Source organism: Clostridioides sp. ZZV14-6387, from assembly GCF_020657835.1.
Classification (GTDB): Bacteria; Bacillota; Clostridia; order Peptostreptococcales; family Peptostreptococcaceae; genus Clostridioides; species Clostridioides difficile_A.
Genome location: NZ_JAGWCW010000009.1, coordinates 129,087 through 151,202 on the forward strand (window position 1 = coordinate 129,087; position 22,116 = coordinate 151,202).

The 22,116-nt window shown below is 28.4% G+C and carries 19 protein-coding genes and 1 riboswitch; of the genes, 7 read left to right on the forward strand and 12 right to left on the reverse strand.

The genetic code is table 11. The annotated features are described in order from the left end of the window. The first annotated feature begins 325 nt into the window (after nucleotides 1–325). The 3 genes from KGF38_RS07960 to KGF38_RS07970 all read left to right on the forward strand — a co-directional run bounded on the left by KGF38_RS07960 (nucleotide 326) and on the right by KGF38_RS07970 (nucleotide 2,210). Nucleotides 326–997 carry a GntR family transcriptional regulator gene (locus KGF38_RS07960; protein ID WP_074180153.1) on the forward strand — a complete coding sequence of 224 codons (672 nt, stop codon included), beginning with the start codon at nucleotides 326–328 and terminating at the stop codon, nucleotides 995–997. Between the two features lie 94 nt (nucleotides 998–1,091). After that, nucleotides 1,092–1,640, forward strand: coding sequence for a hypothetical protein (locus KGF38_RS07965; protein ID WP_176702559.1), 549 nt, complete (start codon nucleotides 1,092–1,094; stop codon nucleotides 1,638–1,640). Between the two features lie 261 nt (nucleotides 1,641–1,901). After that, entirely contained in the window at nucleotides 1,902–2,210 is a 309-nt protein-coding gene (locus tag KGF38_RS07970; RefSeq protein WP_021385744.1) for a hypothetical protein, read from the forward strand. 145 nt (nucleotides 2,211–2,355) lie between these two features. Here KGF38_RS07970 and KGF38_RS07975 read toward each other — a convergent pair whose 3' ends face one another. From KGF38_RS07975 to KGF38_RS07985, 3 genes are all read right to left on the reverse strand, one after another. Then, nucleotides 2,356–4,146 carry an ABC transporter ATP-binding protein gene (locus KGF38_RS07975; protein ID WP_054277394.1) on the reverse strand — a complete coding sequence of 597 codons (1,791 nt, stop codon included), beginning with the start codon at nucleotides 4,144–4,146 and terminating at the stop codon, nucleotides 2,356–2,358. Further along, nucleotides 4,146–5,873 (reverse strand): ABC transporter ATP-binding protein, encoded by a 1,728-nt coding sequence (locus tag KGF38_RS07980; RefSeq protein WP_054271389.1) that lies wholly within the window; start codon nucleotides 5,871–5,873, stop codon nucleotides 4,146–4,148. Before KGF38_RS07980 ends, KGF38_RS07975 begins: the two co-directional genes overlap by 1 nt. Before the next feature lie 250 nt (nucleotides 5,874–6,123). Further along, nucleotides 6,124–6,657, reverse strand: a complete 534-nt coding sequence (locus KGF38_RS07985; protein ID WP_054271390.1) for a dihydrofolate reductase family protein — start codon at nucleotides 6,655–6,657, stop codon at nucleotides 6,124–6,126. A gap of 315 nt (nucleotides 6,658–6,972) precedes the next feature. Here KGF38_RS07985 and KGF38_RS07990 point away from each other — a divergent pair, with 315 nt between their 5' ends. After that, nucleotides 6,973–8,085, forward strand: a complete 1,113-nt coding sequence (locus KGF38_RS07990; protein WP_054271391.1) for an alanine racemase — start codon at nucleotides 6,973–6,975, stop codon at nucleotides 8,083–8,085. A 221-nt stretch (nucleotides 8,086–8,306) separates the two neighbouring features. Here KGF38_RS07990 and KGF38_RS07995 read toward each other — a convergent pair whose 3' ends face one another. Genes KGF38_RS07995 through KGF38_RS08005 form a run of 3 tightly spaced genes read right to left on the reverse strand, consistent with a single transcriptional unit; the run spans nucleotide 8,307 to nucleotide 10,645 of the window. Next, complete coding sequence (locus tag KGF38_RS07995; RefSeq protein ID WP_054271392.1) at nucleotides 8,307–8,816, reverse strand: nucleoside recognition domain-containing protein; 510 nt, start codon at nucleotides 8,814–8,816, stop codon at nucleotides 8,307–8,309. 1 nt (nucleotide 8,817) lies between these two features. Further along, the gene (locus tag KGF38_RS08000; RefSeq protein ID WP_074180149.1) at nucleotides 8,818–9,459 is read right to left on the reverse strand and encodes a nucleoside recognition domain-containing protein; all 642 of its coding nucleotides are present in this window, start codon (nucleotides 9,457–9,459) and stop codon (nucleotides 8,818–8,820) included. 13 nt (nucleotides 9,460–9,472) lie between these two features. Next, nucleotides 9,473–10,645 (reverse strand): M20 family metallopeptidase, encoded by a 1,173-nt coding sequence (locus KGF38_RS08005; protein WP_074180148.1) that lies wholly within the window; start codon nucleotides 10,643–10,645, stop codon nucleotides 9,473–9,475. A gap of 262 nt (nucleotides 10,646–10,907) precedes the next feature. Between KGF38_RS08005 and KGF38_RS08010 the strand changes: the two genes are divergently transcribed. Next, the gene (locus tag KGF38_RS08010) at nucleotides 10,908–12,269 is read left to right on the forward strand and encodes a hypothetical protein (RefSeq protein WP_074180147.1); all 1,362 of its coding nucleotides are present in this window, start codon (nucleotides 10,908–10,910) and stop codon (nucleotides 12,267–12,269) included. A gap of 92 nt (nucleotides 12,270–12,361) precedes the next feature. Here the strand turns inward: KGF38_RS08010 and KGF38_RS08015 are convergent, their stop codons facing one another. The 4 genes from KGF38_RS08015 to bilQ form a co-directional block, all read right to left on the reverse strand. Beyond that, a complete protein-coding gene (locus KGF38_RS08015) occupies nucleotides 12,362–13,195 on the reverse strand; it encodes a MerR family transcriptional regulator (protein WP_074180146.1) in 834 nt (277 codons plus the stop codon). Nucleotides 13,196–13,497: 302 nt separating this feature from the next. Continuing rightward, nucleotides 13,498–14,031, reverse strand: coding sequence for a flavodoxin family protein BilS (bilS, locus tag KGF38_RS08020; RefSeq protein WP_074180145.1), 534 nt, complete (start codon nucleotides 14,029–14,031; stop codon nucleotides 13,498–13,500). A 90-nt stretch (nucleotides 14,032–14,121) separates the two neighbouring features. Further along, on the reverse strand, nucleotides 14,122–15,216 hold the full coding sequence (gene bilR / locus KGF38_RS08025; protein ID WP_074180144.1) for a bilirubin reductase: 1,095 nt from the start codon (nucleotides 15,214–15,216) through the stop codon (nucleotides 14,122–14,124). Nucleotide 15,217: 1 nt separating this feature from the next. After that, nucleotides 15,218–15,664, reverse strand: coding sequence for a bilirubin utilization transcriptional regulator BilQ (gene bilQ, locus KGF38_RS08030; RefSeq protein ID WP_054271398.1), 447 nt, complete (start codon nucleotides 15,662–15,664; stop codon nucleotides 15,218–15,220). Nucleotides 15,665–15,968: 304 nt separating this feature from the next. On the opposite strand from bilQ, the gene KGF38_RS08035 reads away from it, so the two are divergent. Both KGF38_RS08035 and KGF38_RS08040 read left to right on the forward strand, forming a co-directional pair. Then, a complete protein-coding gene (locus KGF38_RS08035; RefSeq protein WP_167639998.1) occupies nucleotides 15,969–17,159 on the forward strand; it encodes a pyridoxal phosphate-dependent aminotransferase in 1,191 nt (396 codons plus the stop codon). Nucleotides 17,160–17,325: 166 nt separating this feature from the next. Further along, nucleotides 17,326–18,288, forward strand: a complete 963-nt coding sequence (locus KGF38_RS08040; RefSeq protein ID WP_074180142.1) for a DMT family transporter — start codon at nucleotides 17,326–17,328, stop codon at nucleotides 18,286–18,288. Nucleotides 18,289–18,408: 120 nt separating this feature from the next. On the opposite strand, the gene KGF38_RS08045 is transcribed toward KGF38_RS08040, so the two are convergent. Together KGF38_RS08045 and KGF38_RS08050 are read right to left on the reverse strand one after the other, a co-directional pair. Next, the gene (locus tag KGF38_RS08045; RefSeq protein WP_054271401.1) at nucleotides 18,409–19,071 is read right to left on the reverse strand and encodes an anthrax toxin lethal factor-related metalloendopeptidase; all 663 of its coding nucleotides are present in this window, start codon (nucleotides 19,069–19,071) and stop codon (nucleotides 18,409–18,411) included. A 99-nt stretch (nucleotides 19,072–19,170) separates the two neighbouring features. After that, nucleotides 19,171–19,256, reverse strand: a riboswitch (cyclic di-GMP riboswitch). A 184-nt stretch (nucleotides 19,257–19,440) separates the two neighbouring features. Then, nucleotides 19,441–22,116, reverse strand: a 2,676-nt coding sequence (locus KGF38_RS08050) for an SrtB-anchored collagen-binding adhesin (RefSeq protein ID WP_227832295.1), incomplete at its 5' end; no start/stop codon positions are given.

Sequence of the window (22,116 nt, forward strand, 5' to 3'; positions counted from 1 at the left end):
CAGTATACCGGTCAATATAAATTCTAAAAGTATTTATTTTAACAATAAATTGTATTTTTTATACATTTATATTGTATTTAGTTATTCTATATGATATTTAATACATACTATTAATTTAAAATACTACACTCTACTTCTCATATAATTTATATATTTAAATTAATCTAGTTCTAATATAAATCATATATCACTATCCAACAATTTTTCATATTTTGTCATCTTATATATAATTTAGATTTCAAAAGATTGACCTTATTTTTACTATGTTGTATGCTTAAAATTATATAAGTTTTTGTATTTTTATATTGTTTAGGGGGTATTATATATGGCTACATTTAAAAGATTACAAGAACAAGCATATGACTACTTAAAAGAATTGATACTGTCTGGAGAAATAGTAGAAAATGAAATATATTCCGAGACAAAGCTTGCTAGTGAAATAGGTATCTCCAGAACGCCAATAAGAGATGCTCTTCAAAGGCTTAGCCAAGATGGATTTATAGATATAATTCCAAGTAAAGGTTTTAGAATTCATCAAATTACAGCAAATGAAATTGTAGAGATATTCCAAATACGCTCTGCGATAGAAGGATTTTGTACTTTTTTAATTACAAGTCAATACAAAGAACCTAGAGCAATTGAAACTATAAGTAAATTAAAATCTCTTTTAGATAAACAAAAAGATATTTTATTAGGTGATAAAAACTTAAATTCATTTGCTGAATACGATACATTATTTCACACAACAATAGTCTCATATGCTCAAAATACTGAATTTGATAAGATGTTTAACAGTTATATGTACAGAATAAAAAAACTAGCTCTTGACTCATTGTCACATGAGGGAAGACTTGAAACAACATTAAAAGAGCATACAGATATTTTTAATAATATAGCGAATGGATGTATTGAAGATGTTTACAGAACGACACTCGTTCATATGGAAACTCCTAAATACATTAATTTAGAAGATTTCTGCAACAATAAAATATTTTAATATCATCTTTGGTAAAATTATATTTATATTAAATTAATTTCCTAGTTATAAAAAATAATCTATAATTATAGTGTAACTAATATTATTTTAAGGAGTGATTTTTTTGAACGAAGATGTTGTAACTAATGAAACAATCGACAAAGATTATGCCATTGAAGAAGTTCGTATGGCATGTAAGCATTTTGGTGACTTATATTTTTATTTTTCCAAAGTGTTATTTGAAGAGCTTGGAGAAGATAAAACTAGCGAAATATTAAAGAAAGTTTTGTTTGAAAGGTCTGAAGAAAGAGCTATTGCTATGAGAGAAAGAGCTCATGAAAATGGAGAGGAATTAATTGCAGACAATATTATTAGCACAACTGATGTTCCATTCTTAGGCTGGGTTCCTGAATTTGAAGAGTTGCATTGCCCTTATGGTGCTTCCTGGCTTTCAAGATTTGAGGAAAATCCTTGGTTTAAAAAATTTGCATCTCTTTATTGTGATGTTACAGATACTACTGTCGCCGAAGTATTTACAGGAGATACATCCCACAAAATAACAAAAAACATTCTATGGGGAGATAAAAGCTGTGAAAGAATATATTTCCATGATGACAAGGTATCTGAAGGTAAGTACACATATGGAAATAAAAATTGTAAATAAATAAATTAAATTTTCTATATTCTTATACTATATTTTGTACTTTTTCATATAAATATTATAACTAGTCTTTTATTTTACTTTGGTTTAACTTAAAGATAATTTAATTTTAATCTATATGTATTATCATATAGGTAATAAGAAAATTATCTTTATAAATTATAGTTTTAGTTTTATAATTTATAAAATATTTATGTTCTTTGTAAAATTTTTTAGGAGCTTCTAATGTTATGCTATAAAACTATCTTGAGAAGGGCTGATTGAATGTTTAATAAAATATATGAAAAGAAAGAATTTATAGTTTTTCAAGTTAAAAAAGGTTATGTAGTTTATAATACTAGAAAGAGTTTTGAAGAAGGTCACACACATTTAAAGCATTTTGAAGCAGCAAAGACAGCTATTGATTTAGCAATAAATAAAAAGATTCCTAGAAGTAAAGATGGTTATTATCTGACTAGTTTAATTCGCATAAGTGATGATTGTTATTACATTGATAAGTTAAGCGAATTATTATATGTCAGAGAACAAAAAGGTAAAAAAGAAAAGTACTGTAATTCTGGTTATCAGATGTAACAAGACTAGTTGTGAATTATAAGTACCTTTAGTCTTAAAACCAAAGAGTATCAGTAAATTTACAAAATAACTTACTGATACTCTTTTTAATTATATTATTAATATTTAAATTTATTACAAAATTCTATAAAAATTTTTATGCTATCTATTCAGATTCTGTATCTGCAAATTGACTATTATAAAGCTTCTCATAAAATCCACCTTTTTCCATAAGTTCTTCATGATTCCCCTGCTCTATAATACTTCCATTATTCATAACTAAAATCAAGTCAGCATTACGAATCGTAGAAAGTCTATGTGCTATAACAAAACTAGTTCTACCATTCATAAGATTTCTCATTGCTTTTTGAAGCATAAGTTCTAATCTAGTATCAACAGAACTAGTAGCTTCATCAAGTATCAATATTGAAGGGTCTGATATAAAAGCTCTAGCTATGGTTAAAAGTTGTTTTTCTCCCAAAGATATATTAGATGCTTCTTCATTTAAGAACATATTATATCCATCTGGAAGAGTAGTTATAAAATGATGCACATTTGCTACTTTTGCTGCCTGTATAATTTCTTCTTTAGTAGCTCCAAATCTACCATATTCTATATTTTCAAAAATGGTTCCATTAAATAGCCATGTATCTTGAAGTACCATACCAAACATCGAACGTAAATCTTTACGTTTCATATCCCTTATGTCTACCCCATCAATTTTAATAGCCCCCTTCTTAACATCATAAAACCTCATCAATAAGTTTATTAATGTTGTTTTACCTGCTCCAGTAGGTCCAACAATAGCTACCATCTGACCACTTTTTATTTCTGCATTTAAATCTTCTATTAAGGTTGCATCTTCTCCATAACCAAAATTGACATGCTCAAATGTAACATTACCTTTTACATCTTCTATCTTAATTGAATTTTCAGCATCAGGTATTTCCTCTTCTTCATCCAAGATTTCAAACACACGCTCTATTGCTGCAAAAGAAGATTGTATTACAGTTGACAATTGTGTCATTTGTGAAAGAGGCTGATTTATCTGCCATATATAACGTACAAATGCCTGTAAATTTCCGACTGTTATTCCTCCACTTACTGCATATATAGAACCAACAACTGCTACTGCTGCAATTCCAAAATAAGTTACTAATGAAACCATTGGATTCATCATACTTGATATAAATTGCGCCTTAAATCCATTTTCACAAAGTTCTTGATTTACTTTTTTAAATTCTTTTATAGAGTCTTCTTCTTTTCCATATAATTTTATCTCATTAAACCCAGTATACATTTCTTGTACTTTTCCATTTAGTTTTCCAAGAGCATTTTGCTGTAATGAAAATCTATTTTGTGATTTTTTTACTATAAACTTGGATACAAAATAACTAATTGGAATTATAAAAAGGGCTATAATTGCCATATATGTGTTAATTGTAAACATCATTGAAAGTGCTAAGATTATTACTAAGATTGAATTTACAATTTGCATGAAGCTCTGTTGTAGGGCATTTGATATTGTATCTACGTCGTTTGATATACGGCTTAACACATCTCCAAAGCTATTACTATCAAAGTAACTAATTGGCAATCTTCTTATCTTATTTTCTACTTCATTTCTTAAATCTCTCATCGTATTTTGGATAGCATTTGTAAGTAAAAAACTTGAAACATAAGTGAAAATTGCATTGGCAACATATATACATGCTAAAAGCACCAATATTTTTATTACATAATTAAAATTTACAGATGCTCCAGGTATTCCTTTCGCTATACGAATTACGTCTTTAGTTAATTGTGTTATTATTAATCCCTCTGTTTTAGGAGCAATTGCATTCATAGTGGCTGCTGAAATTATACATATAATAGCTATAATAAAGGAAAATTTATATCGTTTTACAAATGGAAGAAGTCTACCAATTGTTTTTTTAAAACCTTTAGACTTTTTCATTATTCCAATTCCTCCTTTTTCAACTGAGATGTTGCAATTTCATAGTATATTTCACAATTCTTTAATAGTTCCTTATGAGTTCCCATTCCGACAACTTGCCCCTCATTGAGTACTATAATCTTATCAGCATCAATAATAGAACTAATTCTCTGTGCAACAATCAATACAATTGCCTCTTTTGTTTCTTTCTTTAACTTAGAACGAAGTATTGCATCAGTTTTAAAATCAAGTGCAGAAAAACTATCATCAAAAATATATATTTCAGGTCTTCTTATAATAGCTCTTGCAATAGAAAGTCTCTGTTTTTGACCTCCTGATACATTTGCTCCACCTTCACTAATTAATTCATCGAATTTTCTAGGTTTTTTTGATATAAATTCATATGCTTGCGCAACTTTTGCTGAATATTCTAGTTCTGATTCTCCTGCCTTATGTTTACCAAATCTAATATTGTTTGCTATACTACCAGTAAATAGTAATGATTTTTGAGGTATAAATCCTATCTTCTTTCTTAAAGCCTTCAAATCATATTCTCTTATATCTACTCCATTTATCCTAATACTACCTTCTGTTACATCATAAAATCTAGGTATCAAGTTAATAAGAGTACTTTTTCCACTACCAGTACTTCCTATAAAAGCAACTGTTTCACCTGTTTTTGCAGTAAATGAAATATCCTTAAGTACTGAAGCCTCTCCATCTGGATAAGTAAAAGTTACATCATCAAATTCTATAATGCCTTTATTTTCAGTATCTTTGATTCCATTTTCAGGATTTTTTATAAGTGGTTCCTCATTTAAAAGTTCCTTTATTCTATTTGCAGACACTTCTGCTCTTGGATACATAATAAATACCATCGAGAAAAGCATAATTGAAAACATAGCATGAAAAAGATATTCCAAAAATGCAACCAATTGTCCAACTTGAAGTTCTCCAATATTTATCTTCTCACTTGAAATCCAAAATACAACCAAAACGGCTATATTTAATAGTAAAAAGAATGCTGGTTGAGTAATTGACATAAGCTTGAATAATTTTTTAGAAACATTAGCATAATATGTATTTGTTTTTTCAAACCTTTCTGTTTCATAATCATCATTTCCAAAAGCTCTAATTACTCTTATTCCTGTTAAATTTTCCCTTGATATAAGGTTTAATTTATCCAATCCTTTTTGTTGTTTTAAAGATATAGCTTGAGATACCTTTGCTATTATTGCTACCCCAATAATTATAAAAGGTACTGATATAGCTAATACCATTGAAAGTTCTACACTTGTTCTAATAGTCATTATTATACTTATAATAAACATGACTGGTGTTAATAAAGCGGTTCTTAGTAGTATATTCACAAATTGCTGAATTTGAAATGCATCGTTTGTCGTTCTTGTAATCATTGAAGAAACTCCAAACTTATTATATTCAGTATGTGAAAATTCTTGTGATTTTTTAAATATGTCATTTCTTATATCTCTAGTTACACTTGTTGACACCTTTGCAGAACAATAACCCAACAATATACTACCCACAACTCCTATAACAGAAATAATAACAATCACTATTCCCATTTGTTTTATGTAAGCTATATTTTGATTTGCTATACCATTATCAATTATTTTAGCTATTATTGTTGGAATACCCAATTCAACTAATGCAAAACTAAATATAGCCAGTATATTTAATACTATTAACAACTTATAATTCTTTAAATAACTTAAAATTAATTTCATATGTTTCTCCTTTCTTAGTTTTTGAGGTAGTGTAATTACATAATAATACCAAATTTATAAATACTTAATTTTATAAAAAAAGGAGAAAAGAGTTAACGCACTCTCTTCTCCAGCATATTCTTTTTAATACACCCTCCGACAAGTCGCTTATATGTTAACACATTTGGCAAGTAATGTCAATTCATATAGCCAAAAGTCTTTTAAATGCTTTATTTCATAACGTTATAACAAATTGGCATGCACTTTATTCTTATTTTTTACTGTACTCTAATTTTACAAGTTCTCCAATATTACTAAGTCTCTTAAAGTTTAAATTCGTCTTGTTTATACCAGATTTAAACAATGGAATCCCTTTACCCAATATTATTGGCATTATATAGATATAATAATCATCAATTAGATTATCTTTCATAAATAATTTTACTATGTCACTTCCTCCAACTATCCAAATATCTTTTTTATTATTCTCTTTCCCAAGTTGCTCAATTAGTTTTTGGGGTTCTAAATTTGTATACTTTACATTTTCAGTTGTTCCATTAACTGTATTTGAGTATACATAACATTCTTTACCTTTATAATACCACTGAGCAGGACTAAGTTCATTTACAATCTGTGTATATGTTGAATTTCCCATAATAATAGTATCAATTGTATTGTAGAAAGTATTATAATCTTCCTCCTGTTGAAAATCTGGATATATCTCATCTAAAAAACCTACACTACCATTTTCCTCAGCTATATATCCATCTAAACTCATTGCAATGTAAAGTACTACTTTTCTCATATTTAATACCTCCAATATTTATAGTGTGATTATTCTATGTAAATATCACTTTTTTACTCATTCAATGATACCCTATTAATATTTCCTAAAACAAATTTAAATAAAGTTGGCATTAATTTTAAAAATTATTATATAAATAATTTAAAAATACAATAATTTATTGAAAATTCCAATTAGTCTAAATAAACATTGCTCTCACTTAATACTGGTTCTATAATATAATTATAAGCTATTAATATTGTAAAGCTATTATTTTAACATAATGACTTTAATACTTATAGTTAATTTTACTTTTGTTGAAAGGTGGTAAATGACATGAAAATTTCAGAAATTGCTACTCCAAGTTTTTTACTAGATTTAGACCAGTTAGAAAAGAATATTGATACAGTTCAACAAATTTGTTCAAAGAATAATAAGCAACTTTGGCCTATGCTTAAGACGCATAAAAGTACCTATATTGCAAAACTTCAAAAAGATGCAGGAGCCACTGGATTTCTAGTTGGAACACTTGATGAGGCTGAATGTTTAATGAAATCTGGCTTTGAAGATATTATGTTGGCTTACCCTTACATGGGAGATGCAAATATAAATAGAATCTTATCTATGGCATCAAAAATAAATTTAATATGTGCTACAGATAATCTAGAGTGTGCTAAAGCTTACAGTGAAGCTTTTTCTAAGGCTAAAGTTGAATGTAAATTACTTATCATTGTAGATTGTGGCTTACATCGTTTTGGAATTGAGCCAGAAAAAGTAGTTGAACTTGCTACTGCAATTTCAAAACTAGAAAACATAAAAATCGTTGGTATAAGCTCACATCCAGGACAAGTCTATGGTTGTAGTTCCCCAGAAGGAGTTCCAGATGTGTGTATTCAAGAAGATTCTTCTTTAGAGAAAGCATGCAAGGCTTTAACTGATAATGGATTCAATGTAGAAATTGTAGCTTCTGGTAGTACTCCAACAGTTGAAGCTGAAGCTGCTTCTAAAACTATAACTGCTGTAAGACCTGGAAACTATGTATACTACGATGCTATACAAATAGGTCTAGGTTGTGCTACTGAAGATATGTGTGCTCTTACTGTTATGTGCACTGTAATCTCAAAAAATAGCAGTGGATATTATTTAGTAGATTGTGGAAGCAAGTGTCTTGGACTTGATAAAGGTGCACATGGAAATAGTAGTATTGTTGGCTATGGCAGAGTTTGTGGACATCCAGAACTTACTATTGATTCACTTTCAGAAGAAGTTGGAAAAATTAAAGTAAATGGTGAAACTAATATAAAAATTGGTGATAGAATAAGAATCATACCTAATCATTCTTGTTCTACTGCAAACTTGACAAGTAATTTGTTAGGTTTTAGAGGAGATACAATAGAAAAAGTTATCAAAGTGGATATACGTGGAAATTCACAACAAATTCTACTTTAAAAACATATTTATATTAATTTCAAAATGTATTTATTATAATATCGTCATTAAAAATGTAAAAAGAAAATATGTTTTCATCATTTCAACAATGAAGAAGAGGTTTATCTCTATTTTGAGATAACCTCTTCTTTTTTAATTAGTATATAATTATTATATTTGTCAATTTCTGCATATATAGATTCTCATACATACTTTATAATTAGGTTATAATTTTATTTTATCTACATTAATCCCATAACAGTAAGTAAAACTCTTACTATCAACATTCCCACTACTGCATCAAATATTGGAACTGCCAGCAATAACACTCTATACTTAGTACTAGCATTTGCTACAAGTACTATTCTTGCATAATGACCAACTAGAGTACCCATTAACATACATGGCATAATTAATATAGTTGCTTGTGGTGCAGTAATTAGACCTTGTGCAAATAAGTTTGCTGCTGTAGCTGCTCCTGCTGCCTTAGCAAAGAACGCTGCTATCAAAACTACAACTGATTCTCCAGGTAGTCCAAAAATACCCATTACTGGTCCAAAAACACTTCCTAAAATATCAACTAGTCCAGTTAATTGTAAAAACTGTACTATTACATAACCCATTATCATAGCTGGTAATATTTGTTCAACACCTATGTAGAAACCTTTTTTTGCTCCCCCCATAAATGTTTCAACAGCAGTTTTCTTAGGTTTACTATTTACAATTGCATTTCCATTAGTTTGTTGACTCATACTACACAGCCTCCTTAGTCTTTTTATTTTTTATACTTATAATTAATCTAACTAGATTGGCACCAAGTATCTTACAGAATATCTCTATAAGGATTATTGGGCCTAATGCCAATAATGCTATTGGTAAAAGTGGAGCTTGAGTATTTATTGTGTTTAATATAACAGCTGAACCAGCATATTGATATGCTACAAATATAGTTCTTTCATCATCAGTTATTTCTCCACTTTCATACAATTCTTTTGTCATTATTGAAGCAACATCTGAACTAGTAAATGAAGATACAAATGCTATACCTGCTATACCAGGTATACCAAGTATAGGTCTAAGCAATGGATTGAATATTTTTGATGCTGCTTTCATTCCTCCCATAGACTCAACTACATCTATAAGACCTACAGCAAAACAGACAGTTGGTATTAAAGTCAGTGCAAATAAGAATCCATCTTTTGCTCCAGTTCCTCCTTTCCCCATAAAATCTACACCATCTGAGATAGTACCAAATGAACCTGTGAGATTTGCAAAATCTAGTGCTTTAAGAAATCCTTGACTATCCTTAAATATTCCTGAAAATAATACTATCAATATAAATAAAGACAGATACCCTTTCCATGTTACCTTATTATCTCCAGTTGTTTTATCCATATAAAATCCCCCTTTATACCTCAAATTTATCTAAATTTAAAATAATTGTAGAAATTAATTTCACCCTCTCAAACATCGAATTTACTAATGCGTATTCTCTTGATGTATGATTCCATTCTCCTCTTACACCAAAAGAGCAGATTGTGGGAACGTTTGCAATTGTCAAATAACTAGCATCTGAACTACCTCCAAGTCTCTTAGCATTTAATTCTCCAAACCCATTTTCTTTAGATACTGTATTTACAAATTTATGAAATCTCATAACATCTTCTGTAGTCTCAAATGCCATCATTTCGCTTATAAAGTCAACTTCTGTAGAAGTTCCATCTATATAAGTTTCTTTGCATATTTCTCTAATTCTTTCTTTAACATTCTCCATTTCTTCCACTTTTTCAAATCTAAGGTCTACTTCTATATTACAATCTTCTGGAATAGAGTTTGATACTCTTCCTCCTTTAATTACACTTACACTTGCTGTAGTTCCAACCTCAAGATTGGTCAATTTCTGTATGCATAATATCTTATTTGCCATTTCTTCTATGGCATTTCTTCCACCTTCAAAGTCATTACCTGCATGTGTCTCTACACCTTTTACATGTATATTACATCCTATTCTTCCTTTTCTACCTACACACAAGCTATTGTCTACTAATCCAGTTTCCATATTAAAAGCACAAAGACCACCTTTTGCTTCTTTTAATATAACTTCCCCACCAGTTGAATCCTTATGTCCTATCTCTTCATCCCCAGAAAATACTATTTTTATTGGTCTTTCTTTATACCCTATTTTATTTAAAGCTTTGATAACATATAAAGCAATTATTATTCCACCTTTCATATCTAAGACACCTGGTCCATATGCTTTTCCCTCTATTATTTTAAATGGATTTTTACCAAATGTACCTGTTTCAAACACAGTGTCCATATGTCCTGAAAAAATTATTGGCTTTTTATCTATATTAGAACCAAGTGTTCCTATAAGTGTGCTACCATTATCTCCAACATCCACTAGCTCACAATCTAAACCTTCCTTTTCAAACTCAAGCTTTAATCTATCAGCCAACTTATTTACGCTTTCTTTGCAATGTGTATAGCTTTCCATATTGACAATCTCTTTCCATATTGAAACTATTTCTTCTTTATTCTCATCAACAAACTCAGAAATCTCATTTAAATATGTATTCATAATAATCTCCTTCATTCTTTAATAAAATATACTTATTTCCTAAAACTAAGCTTATTTTAGGAAATTTTAAAAGACTAGTCCTTAAATACAAAATATCACAATTATTTTTATCAGTCAACATTTTTTTCTGTATTTTTTATATTTTCTGATTTTTCTTTCAATTTTCGTTTTGTAAAATAAATTGACGCGTTTTATCTACTATTATAAAATGAGGATATAAATTGATTGATTATAATACTCTCGAAATCTTAAAGGAGGTTTTATGAAATATAAAATTGGATTTTTAACAACATCTTATTTTATGTCAGACAAGTACAAACAAGCTCTTAAAGAACTAAAAAATATTTGTGAAATTACATTTATTGAACTCAAAGGAGAAAATCCTTTTAGTAATTTACCTAATATATACAATAAGCAAGTAGACAATTTCGATGGATTTGTATGTAGTGGTATAGTTCCATATAGTGAACTTGTAATAAACATAAAGGACATAAAAGTACCATTGAACTTTTTAAAACTTGATGAAAGAGATTTTTATAAATACTTATTTAAGCTATTAAATAGCCATAAAGATATTGATTTTACAAAATCATTCATGGATTTTTTAAGAGAAGACAATAATTATTATGATATCTATTCATTAATAGATTCTAATAAATGTCCATATACAATTAAAGATTTTAACATCCCTCAACCTGTGTATGACTTTAAGAAATTAAATGATAAGTTACTGGAGATACACTTGGATTTATTGAAAAATAATAAGATTAACCTTTCTTTTACTAGAAATTACATCATTAGTTGTGAACTTAATAAACTTGGACACGATTGTATTTATATGGTTCCATCCACAGAATCAATCTTAAATACATTTAAATCTTTAGTAAACGAAATAACATTACAGAACTTAGACAAAAATAAATCTGCAACTTGCATAGTTACAGTAAACAGTTCAGAGTATATAAATGAAGATTTGATATTTAAAAATGATGAGATACAAAACCAAATATATAACACTATCTTAGATTCGCTATCAAGAAATGGTTTTTATGGTGTTCAAGTCAAAAAAAATGATATGAAAATAGAGATACATACCACTAAAGAAATGTTAAATAATATGACCAATAATTATACAGACTTTTTTATTTCAGAAGATTTAAAAGAAATTAAGTATAGCTTAAATATTGGTTGGGGTATTGGAAATACAAATATTCATGCAGAACAGAATGCTCGTCAAGCTAATGGTAAATCTTCTTCTTTAGGTGGAAACTGTACTTTTATAGTAAATGATACTAATAATACAATAGGACCTTTATATTCAAATAAGAATTATCCTGATATTGAAGAAAGCTCATTAGCTAATAAGGTTGCTTCTTTTATACCTCTATCTAATACTAATGTATCTAAAATTATATGCATGATTAATGATAGAAATTCAAATAATGTCTCAGCAGAAATACTATCAGACTATATGAATATAACTCTTAGAAGTGCAAATAGAATATTAAGTATCTTATATAAAGCTGGAATTGCTACTATTGTAAATACAAAACTTGATAACCAAAGAGGAAGACCAAAAAAAATATATAAAATTGACTTCTTGTCTTTTTTAAATAATATGTAGATATTTAATTTAGTTAATAAAAAATAGCCACTACAAACTATAATTTGTAGTGGCTATTTTTTATATCATTACTTGTTACTAATTTTTTAAATTTAATTATTTTTTTTAAACAGTTTATACCATCCTATTATCAGTAGAACAATAAATACAAGTGCATCTATAAAGAGAATTACTGTAACATGTTCGACAATATTATATATAAAAAGTATAGAGAATACTTCTACAGACAAAGCTACAAAACACACAAAATTCGTTAAATAATCTGCAATAATATCAATATGAAAAGTATGTATTTGTAACCATCTCCATATAAATGGACGTAAAAGAAATCTAAACACAACACAAACAACAGGATATGCATAAATAAATTTTTTATCTACATAATTAGCCACTCCATTATTCCATTGCACAGGAATCTGGGATGGCAACTTTGGAAATACTATTATTGCAATCAGCAAACATGCAAGAGTAATAACTCCCCATGTAAATTTTCCTCCCCACATATATAAGAAGCTTACAGAATCTAGTTTGAAAATAGGTCTGTTTTTATTCCAGTATTCTGGCAACTTATTTATGTATTCTTCTACTTTTAAATTTAAATAAGTTAATTCCTCAGACTTTAACATTTTCTTACACATACTTTTAGCATTTTCTAAATCGGATATTTGAGTTTTAAGAACTTGCTCTTGTTTTTCAAGAACTTCATATAAAGAGACTTTCTGTAATATAATATTACGGATATCCTCAATAGAAATTCCCAATGTACGTAAATATGCAATTTTTTTGATGTCCTCCACATTTTCCTCTGAATATTCCCTATATCCATTATTTTCATTACGAATTGGTTTAATTAAAAACTCTTTCTCATAAAAACGAATATTAGAACGAGCCAATCCTGTTTTTTCTTCAACTTCTTTAATTGTCATTTTTAAATATCTCCTTCCCATTCTGCTAAACTATAACTATGCTCTAGTTTTATATCCATTCATTTTTTATGTAGAAGTATTTATGATATCTTAAAAGCAAGTTCCTTATCTACTATAAATTTTCATACAATACTCTATTTTTCTATATTTAAAACTATATTATTTTCTATAAAGTACTCTATAAACAAGGTTTACAGTCAAGTATTTTTATTATTTTTTTGATTTCATAAAAAAAAGCATAACAAATCATTTGCCATGCTTTTTTATTAGACTATAGATTCTATAAACTTAGAGTGTAACTATTACATAATAGTATTAACCTTACTCATCACATCTTTTGCAAATATGATAGCTTCACTTATCTCTTGCTCATCTGGATGACTTTGAGACTCTTCATGATTATTTAACTGTTCACGAATATGCTCATTCTCAGGATGAAGCTTTAACAGCTCTTCATATTTTACTTTTAACTCTTTTGCTATCTTCCCTTGGCATATAAATGAACCTAAGTTTTCATTATCTTTTGAAACGATTGATTCAACCTTTTCTATAATACTAGCACCATAACTTCCCTTTGTACTAGCTCCCATTGTTCCAAATAGAGCTATCTTTTTGTTATGAATATTTTCAAGTACCTGCTTTGAATTTTTATCACAAATTCCTTTATCCACCCAATACCCTAGGAATACTATATCATAATTTTCATAGTTAATACTCTCATCAACTAATTCACTTATGTTTTTAATGTCTTTTTCTCCTTGTATTGCATCATATATAGAATAAGCAATTTTTTTAGTATTTCCAGTTAAACTTGAATATAAAATTAAACTTTTCATGATATATCCTCCTCTTTATCTATACACTTATCTCATCTTAGCGAAAACATATTAATTATGAATATGTTTTTTAATTTCTATAAACATAGTCTAATCTAATATACATCCAAACTGGGAACGTGTTTGTAATGCATCTGCACATTTTTTATTACAATAACAGCATTTTTTAATATCCTCTACTCTTCCATCTTTTACTTTTTGTAACCACTTACTATCTGCCAATAATTGTCTTGACATAGAAACCATATCTACCCTATCATTTGAGATAATATTTTCTATAAAATCTGGACTAGATAATTTTCCAACTCCACACACTGGAAGATTTGTATGTTTTTTTACTTCATCAGCCAAATATAAAAAACATCCTTCATCTTTAAAATAAGGATGATTCTTAGTTGGTATAGTATCTTCTAATTTTGAATGATTTGCAAGTGTTACATGAAAACTATTTACGCCTGATGATTCAAATTTCTTCACAAAATACTCAACCTCTGAAAGTAGCACTCCTGCATTACCATAATGAGGGCTTTCTTGTCTTATTGCAAGTTTGTAGTCTATTGGAATATCCTTAATCTCATTTCGTATACTCCTGATTATCTCACTTGCAAGTCTACTTCTATTATCACATGTCCCACCATATTCATCGTTTCTATTATTAAATATACTTGAAGAAAAACTTCCTATCAATCTATCTCCATGAATCTGAATCATATCAAAACCAGCTTTTTTTGCATTCAATGCTGCTACTTTAAACAAATCTATAATATTCTTAATTTCTTCTTTTGACATATTTGTTATGTAATCTTTTACTCCATCACTCATTATTCTTTTAATATCATCATGTGAAGTAATTCCTGTCTTCATAGTATCTTTAATTAAATTAATATCATAATCTGAACAAAACAACTGTGCAGATACCTTTGCACCAGAATTGTGTATTTCATCCACAATTTTCTTATACTTCATTACTCCTTCTTCATCTGATAAACTCAAAGCCATCTTATGAAAGCTAGGTCTAACAGATACATCTCCCAAAGTAATCAGAGCTACACCTGATTTGGCAATATCACAAAGTTTTTTAATTTTTTCTTCAAATTTAAGACTCATACTTGTAGGTGCAAATGATACTCTATTTTTTAATTCCAAATTTCCAATTTTAATTGGCTTTAAAAGATTGCAATACATCCTATTCTTCCTCCACTGTTGTCTTTATATCCTTTACTATATGTAATTTCTTAACTAATTCTCTATACTCTTCATCTGAAAATTCTTTTTTTATATTATTATCCCATTTTGAAAATATATTTTTTATATCTCCTAAGACTTCCTCACCCTTATCTGTTACTCTCAGCTGAAAAGCTCTGCTGTCATTGGGATTTTGGATTTTTTCTATGTATCCATCTTGCTCTAATCTAGATATAGTTCTTGTTGTATGCGCTTTGTCAACTTCAAATTCTGTTGAAATATCATTTAAAGAGCAGTTTCTATTCTTATTGATATAAATTAAATAGAAATACAAACCATTCGTAAGTTTGTATGGCTTTAAACATTTCTCACAATAAAGTTTAAAGTTTTTTTGTAAATTACATATAACATACGATAAACTTTCATACTGTAAATTTCTAAAATCCATCTTAAATTTCCCCTCTATAATTTCAATATATTTGACTATATCAACTATATTATATTAAACAATTAATCTAGTCAAGAATATTTTACTTTATTAAGATAACTTTTATTAATTTTTTATAAAACTCTTTTGCTAAATAATTATGATTAAGTTGAAACTGGAATTTTTAATACTTAGCATACATAAATATATTTTATATAAAAGTTTATATTTTCAAACAAATAATTTTTCGAAAATTGTCTAAATTCTGTAAAAATATGGTACTATATACATAGGCAATATAAATCTATAAAAAGGAGTGTTACATATGATATCTAATAAAATGCAAACTTTAGTTGCAAATAGCTCTGTTATAAGAGCTATGTTTGAAGAAGGAAAAAAACTTTCTGATATTTATGGAGAAGAAAATGTTTTTGATTTTAGTATAGGAAATCCAAGTGTTGAACCTCCAGAGACTATTAAAGCAGTTATAAATGATATTTTAAATGAAGAATCTCCAAATCTAGTTCATGGATACATGAATAATTCAGGATATGAAGATGTAAGAGATGCTATTGCTGAACATATAAATAAAAAAGACGGGTTAAACCTTACAAGAGAAAATTTAATTATGACTTGTGGTGCTGCTGGTGGTCTAAATATTATTTTAAAAACTCTTTTGAATCCTGATGATGAAGTTATTGCTTTTGCTCCATATTTTGGTGAGTATAAAAACTATACAGAGAACTATGATGGAAAATTAATAGAAGTACCTACAAATATAGAAACTTTTGAACCAGATTTAGATGCGTTGAAAAATGCCATTACTTCAAAAACAAGAGCTTTAATAATAAACACTCCAAATAATCCTACTGGTGTTATCTATTCTGAAGAATTATTAAAAGACCTTGGAGAACTATTAGACTCAAAGCAAAAAGAATTAAATACAAACATATATCTAATCTCTGATGAACCATATAGAGAAATAATTTATGATGGTGCTAAAGTACCTTGTGTACTAAAATACTATAGAAATTCATTTATAGGATACTCTTATAGTAAATCATTATCTCTACCTGGTGAACGTATTGGATATATTGTTGCTAATGGACAAATGGATGATTTTGATGATGTTATGTCTTCATTAAATGTTGCAAATAGAATACTTGGATTTGTAAATGCTCCTTCTCTTTTCCAAAGAGTTATTGCAAGAAGTTTAGATGCTGAAGTTGATGTAAATATTTATAAAAAGAATTTTGACCTTTTATATAATAGCTTAATAGATATGGGATTTTCTTGTGTTAAACCTAGTGGTACATTCTATTTATTCCCAAAAGCTCCAATTGAAGATGATAAAAAATTCTGCAATGATGCAAAACAGTTTAATTTATTATTAGTACCAGGTTCTTCTTTTGGTTGTCCAGGCCACTTTAGAGTATCATATTGTGTGTCTTATGACAAAGTTAAAAGCTCTTTGCCAGCATTTGAAAAATTAGCTAAACTTTATAATTTAAAATAATTAAATAAGGTAATTCAAATAATTAACTACCTTAGTTTAGAATCTAAGTATTCTATACTAAGGTAGTTTATAATTTTATGTACTATATTTTATATACCATATTATACCAATATACTTGAATATTGTAATCTATAGTACTAATATAAATTACAAGGAGGTGTTTGACTTGAAAAAAGGTTATGTTTATATCATACTGACTACCCTATTTTTTAGTTCAATGGAAATTAGTCTAAAAACTGTTACTAATGACTTTAATCCCTTACAAATAACTTTATCAAGATTTTTTGTTGGTGGTTTAGTCTTACTACCTTTTGCCATAAAAAGATTAAAATCTCTTAATCTTTCTATTACAAAATCAGACCTAAAATACTTTGCATTTCTAGGTTTTATGTGTGTAGTTGTGAGTATGTCATTGTACCAGCTGGCTGTTCTAAACACAAAAGCATCTGTAGTTGCTGTTTTGTTTAGTTGTAATCCAGTATTTGTAATGCTTTTAGCTTACTTAATTTTAAAGGAAAAAATATATAGGCACAATGTAATTTCACTTATATTAGAAGTGCTTGGAATTATAGTTATCATAAATCCATTGCATACAAAATTAACTCTTAGTGGAATATTCCTGACATTATCTTCTGCTATCATTTTTTCAATGTATACTGTATTTGGTAAAAAGAAAACGTTAAAATTTGGTGGGATAGTTGTAACTTGCTTTAGTTTTATATTTGGAAGTTTAGAAATGTTAATATTAGTTTTGCTTACTAAAATTAATTTTATAGCAGATATTTTAAATAAAAATAAACTCCATGTATTTGCAAATATCCCTATTTTTAGTGGCTATACTTTACACAATATGCCTATTATGATTTATGTATTTGTATTCGTCACAGGTGTTGGTTATGCACTTTACTTTATGGCAATGGAGGCTACATCTACTAGTCTTACGTCTTTAGTATTCTTCTTTAAGCCAGTAATCTCTCCAATACTAGCATTATTAATACTTAAAGAAATTATCCCCATTAACATGATTATAGGAATTTTGTTGATAGTAATTGGTTCAATAATTTCTATTATACCTACGATAATTACTCAAGCACATAATAAGCACGTTGAAGCCTTGTATAAGGAGTAGTAACTTATAATCTATCATAATATACACAAGACAAATTTATTAGTCTTAAACGAAATATAAAAGAGATGCTATCATAATAGCATCTCTTAATTTATATTTATTTTAAATTTTTTAAATTCTCTATTTAGCTAAGTTTTGTAAAAAACTATAAGTTTGTGGACAAGCTGCTTTTAATTTACTATTTGTATCTTGATTTAAATAATAATATGCAAATGCTTCTGCGAAGAATTCTTCTGGATATACGCCTAAGTAATTTACATTACCTAAAGAACGTCCTTCTTTAGCAAATATTTGTTTAAATTGTGCTGATTTAGAAATATCATTTAATGCTATATGATCTACTGCATGTGCTGTTTCATGTAATTCTAAGTTTATTGCATCATGACCTTTACCTTTGTTACTAAATCCTATTCTAAGAGCTACTGAACTTCCACCTAAACCAGGAACATCATCCCAAGTTTTTCCAGTGCCTTCCCAACCCTTAGGAACTACACCTTTTAAATAAGCGTATTCTTTTTCATCTGTTAACTTTCCACTTAATAATTTTATTTTTAAATTATCTTGTTTTAAAGCACTTAAATATTTTCCATCTATATTTGCTAATCTACTTACCATAGCATTAGCTTCATTTTTATTGTAATTTCCAGCTGGAAGAACCACTATTTGATTAAGTGTTTCTTTGTTTTTTTGTACATTTACATTATCTGCATGTGCACTTACTGGAACTGAACTTATTAAGAATATTGACATTATAGCGATTAATAACTTTTTACTTGTTTTCATATTATTCCCTCCTTTGAGTTAGGCCGGGAGTAATAAATTTCAAAATAAAAAAGATACCCAAGAGTATCTTTGTATATACAAAAAGAAATTTTTACTCTTTTCGGCAGCTGGCTGGCGTAGTTTACTAAACTTTAGCCCCTATAGCTTTGCGTGACTAGGTTTCCCTAGTTTTGCCTCATTTAATTTTATATTTATATTATAGCTTATATATTTCTAATTGTCTATAGTTTTTTGGATTTTTTTTCTAAAACATTATTATTTTTTTACATAATCTTTCAAAAAAAAATATCTTCTAACAATATTTTCACTCTTAAATATTGTTTTAGAAGATATTTTTTAATATTACTTATATTTTAATAATGTTAGGGTCTAATTTGTGTTTTTGTTTCTTCTTAATATAATAAGCCCCACAATAGCTCCTAAACCTAATAGTATTTCTCCAGTAATTGTAGTGTTATCTCCTGTCTTTGGTGGTACTGGAGGATTTACTACAGCGTCATCTTTCACTTTATTATTCTTTTCTTCTGATACTGATGGTTTTACTACTTCTGGTATTGGAACAATTGGTTTAACAGGATTTTCTATTACCTCATTTGATGGTGGTATTGGTGGATTTACTACCTCTGGTATCGGAGGATTTACCACATCATCTGATGGTGGTACTGGTGGATTTACTACTATTTCATCTGTGTCAGATGGTTTTGATGGTTTTCTTGGCTTATCTGTGTTTGGTGGTACTGGTGGATTTACTACTGGTTTATCTGGATTCGGTGGTATTGGTGGATTTACTGGTGGATTTTCTTGTTTTATATTTTCTATATTTCCAATATCCACAATACTACCAATATCTTTCTTATCAATATTAACTTTGACTTTATCCTTTAGTTTTTCATATCCACTTGGAGCTATTATTTCCACTAAATAATATGTTCCTGGTTTTTTTACACTAGACTGAATTATACCATCTTCATCACTAACTAAATCTTTAATTACTACATTTCCATATACATCTTCTAAATTAAACTTAGCACCTGAAAGTGCCTTTTTATCTAAAGAATCTACTTTTTTAGCTTCAAAAGCATAACCTTGCTTAGTAGTTTCTACTCCAGGAGGACTTGAGCCATTAATCTGAGCTACATTTTGTATAGTCTCTCCAACTTTTACATCTGTAAAATCTGCATCGAATGTAACCCAACTTTGTACAGGTTCGCCTTCTTTTATCTGCTTAAATTCATATTTATTTACTAATCTTACAGTATTTTCTCCATCTCCAGCTTCTTTTTTAAACTCAAGGTTATCAGAATATTTTATATTAGATATTTTTAGAGCTGAGTTTACTTCATCTAAAAGATTTACTTGCCCTGCATCATAAACTCCATAAGTTGACATATTTATTTTGTATTTAACAATTTGACTATCATTGTTATTTAAAACTTTTTTATCAACTTCTTTTTTTGCGCTTATTAATCCAGAGTTTTTCTTAAAACTTATCTCATCGCTTTTATCAACTTGACTGTTATTTGCATCAAGAACAGCTCTATTTGTATAACTATCTTCAATACTAATAACCTTTAATGTATAAGCTATATAAAACTTTGATTCTACTTCTTCTTTACTAAGATTAATCGTAAATCCAGTTATAACTTTATCTACTTGACCGCTTTCATTTCTTTTCTCTTCTATTTTATATGAAATATTGTTTGCAATTTTTTCTTTACTCCAAGGAGTCCAGTTACCATTCATTGGAATTTCTACTACTCTAAAATCATGTCCAGCTTCTCCTGCTGTAGTTAATCTCATACCCTCTGGTATATTATCTGTTATAACAACATTACTTATTGGCGACTTATCATCATTTACTGAAATCTGATAGTTTATTACTTGGCCAACTTGAGTAATATTTGTTACTCCTGAATGCCCTTTAGTCAAAAGATAATCGCTACCTCTATCAAAGATACTTACAGTAGCATCATCTTCTTGTACCTTCTTACCATCAGATTCTATCCTAGCTACATTTTTATATTTATTATCATGTTTTGCATTTTCATCACTAATTCTAGCTTTGTATTTAACAGTATATGCTTTATCTATATTTCCAAAATTAACTGATATAGAATTTGCACTTTGTTCAATATTAAAATCACTTACTTCTTTCCCATCACTTGTTACTACACTTACAGAATCATTTACTAATGTCAATCCTTCAGGAAGCTCATCATACAAAGTAATATCTTTCAATTCTTCCTGTTTCTCATTTACTAGTATGCTATAATTTATATCTTTATTTTTAACTGGCATAAATACTGTAGTTGATTTTTTTCCTTCAACAAGTTTCTTAAGAGTTCCTTTAGACTCTTCTTCCTCGCCCTTATCTCCAGGCTTTATTTCTACATCCACATCTCCATTTCCACTTTCTATTTTTCCAGTAGTCTCAATATGAATTTTTGTATTTGTCTCTTCGTCAACCCTTTTAACGTATGCTTCTAGACCTATTTTTCCTTGCATTACACTTTGACCATTAGGCAGTTCTCTAAATGTAAGTGTATATTCTCCATTACTTTCTGTTTTATCGAAACATTCACTTGTATAATCTAAATTAACTTTGTTAAATACATCTGGCACCTTGAAAGTTATTGAATCACCTGCTTGTATTCCCTTTGATGTTGGAGTATAAGTTAAATTAAATGATATCTTTTTCATTGATTCAGTTTCTATTGTACTATTATTAATTTTTATAATAAATCCATAATCTTCATTCTCTTCATTAAGTTCTTCTTCTAACGTTTTCAGCAAATTCTCATCTTCTAGCAGCTTTTCTTCTTTTGGAGTCTGATCTATATTTTTATTATCTAGTGGCTTTTCCTCTTCTGGAGTCTGCTCTGGTTTTTTGTTATCTGATGGCTTCTCTCCTTCTGGAGTCTGTTCTGGTTTTTTGTTGTCTGATGGTTTCTCCTCTTCTGGAATCTGCTCTGGTTTTTTGTTGTCTGATGGCTTCTCCTCTTCTGGAGTCTGCTCTGGTTTTTTGTTGTCTGATGGCTTCTCTCC

What these genes read in the sequence shown, in the direction of transcription:
- KGF38_RS08000 (WP_074180149.1), bottom strand. Translation starts at nt 9,459, where the DNA reads ATGGATAAAACAACTGGAGATAATAAGGTAACATGGAAAGGGTATCTG.
- KGF38_RS07990 (WP_054271391.1), top strand. Translation starts at nt 6,973, where the DNA reads ATGAAAATTTCAGAAATTGCTACTCCAAGTTTTTTACTAGATTTAGAC.
- KGF38_RS07970 (WP_021385744.1), top strand. Translation starts at nt 1,902, where the DNA reads ATGTTTAATAAAATATATGAAAAGAAAGAATTTATAGTTTTTCAAGTT.
- KGF38_RS07975 (WP_054277394.1), bottom strand. Translation starts at nt 4,146, where the DNA reads ATGAAAAAGTCTAAAGGTTTTAAAAAAACAATTGGTAGACTTCTTCCA.
- KGF38_RS08015 (WP_074180146.1), bottom strand. Translation starts at nt 13,195, where the DNA reads ATGACAATTAAAGAAGTTGAAGAAAAAACAGGATTGGCTCGTTCTAAT.
- KGF38_RS08035 (WP_167639998.1), top strand. Translation starts at nt 15,969, where the DNA reads ATGATATCTAATAAAATGCAAACTTTAGTTGCAAATAGCTCTGTTATA.
- KGF38_RS08005 (WP_074180148.1), bottom strand. Translation starts at nt 10,645, where the DNA reads ATGAATACATATTTAAATGAGATTTCTGAGTTTGTTGATGAGAATAAA.
- KGF38_RS07960 (WP_074180153.1), top strand. Translation starts at nt 326, where the DNA reads ATGGCTACATTTAAAAGATTACAAGAACAAGCATATGACTACTTAAAA.
- bilS (WP_074180145.1), bottom strand. Translation starts at nt 14,031, where the DNA reads ATGAAAAGTTTAATTTTATATTCAAGTTTAACTGGAAATACTAAAAAA.
- KGF38_RS07980 (WP_054271389.1), bottom strand. Translation starts at nt 5,873, where the DNA reads ATGAAATTAATTTTAAGTTATTTAAAGAATTATAAGTTGTTAATAGTA.
- bilQ (WP_054271398.1), bottom strand. Translation starts at nt 15,664, where the DNA reads ATGGATTTTAGAAATTTACAGTATGAAAGTTTATCGTATGTTATATGT.
- KGF38_RS08010 (WP_074180147.1), top strand. Translation starts at nt 10,908, where the DNA reads ATGAAATATAAAATTGGATTTTTAACAACATCTTATTTTATGTCAGAC.
- KGF38_RS08045 (WP_054271401.1), bottom strand. Translation starts at nt 19,071, where the DNA reads ATGAAAACAAGTAAAAAGTTATTAATCGCTATAATGTCAATATTCTTA.
- bilR (WP_074180144.1), bottom strand. Translation starts at nt 15,216, where the DNA reads ATGTATTGCAATCTTTTAAAGCCAATTAAAATTGGAAATTTGGAATTA.
- KGF38_RS07995 (WP_054271392.1), bottom strand. Translation starts at nt 8,816, where the DNA reads ATGAGTCAACAAACTAATGGAAATGCAATTGTAAATAGTAAACCTAAG.
- KGF38_RS07985 (WP_054271390.1), bottom strand. Translation starts at nt 6,657, where the DNA reads ATGAGAAAAGTAGTACTTTACATTGCAATGAGTTTAGATGGATATATA.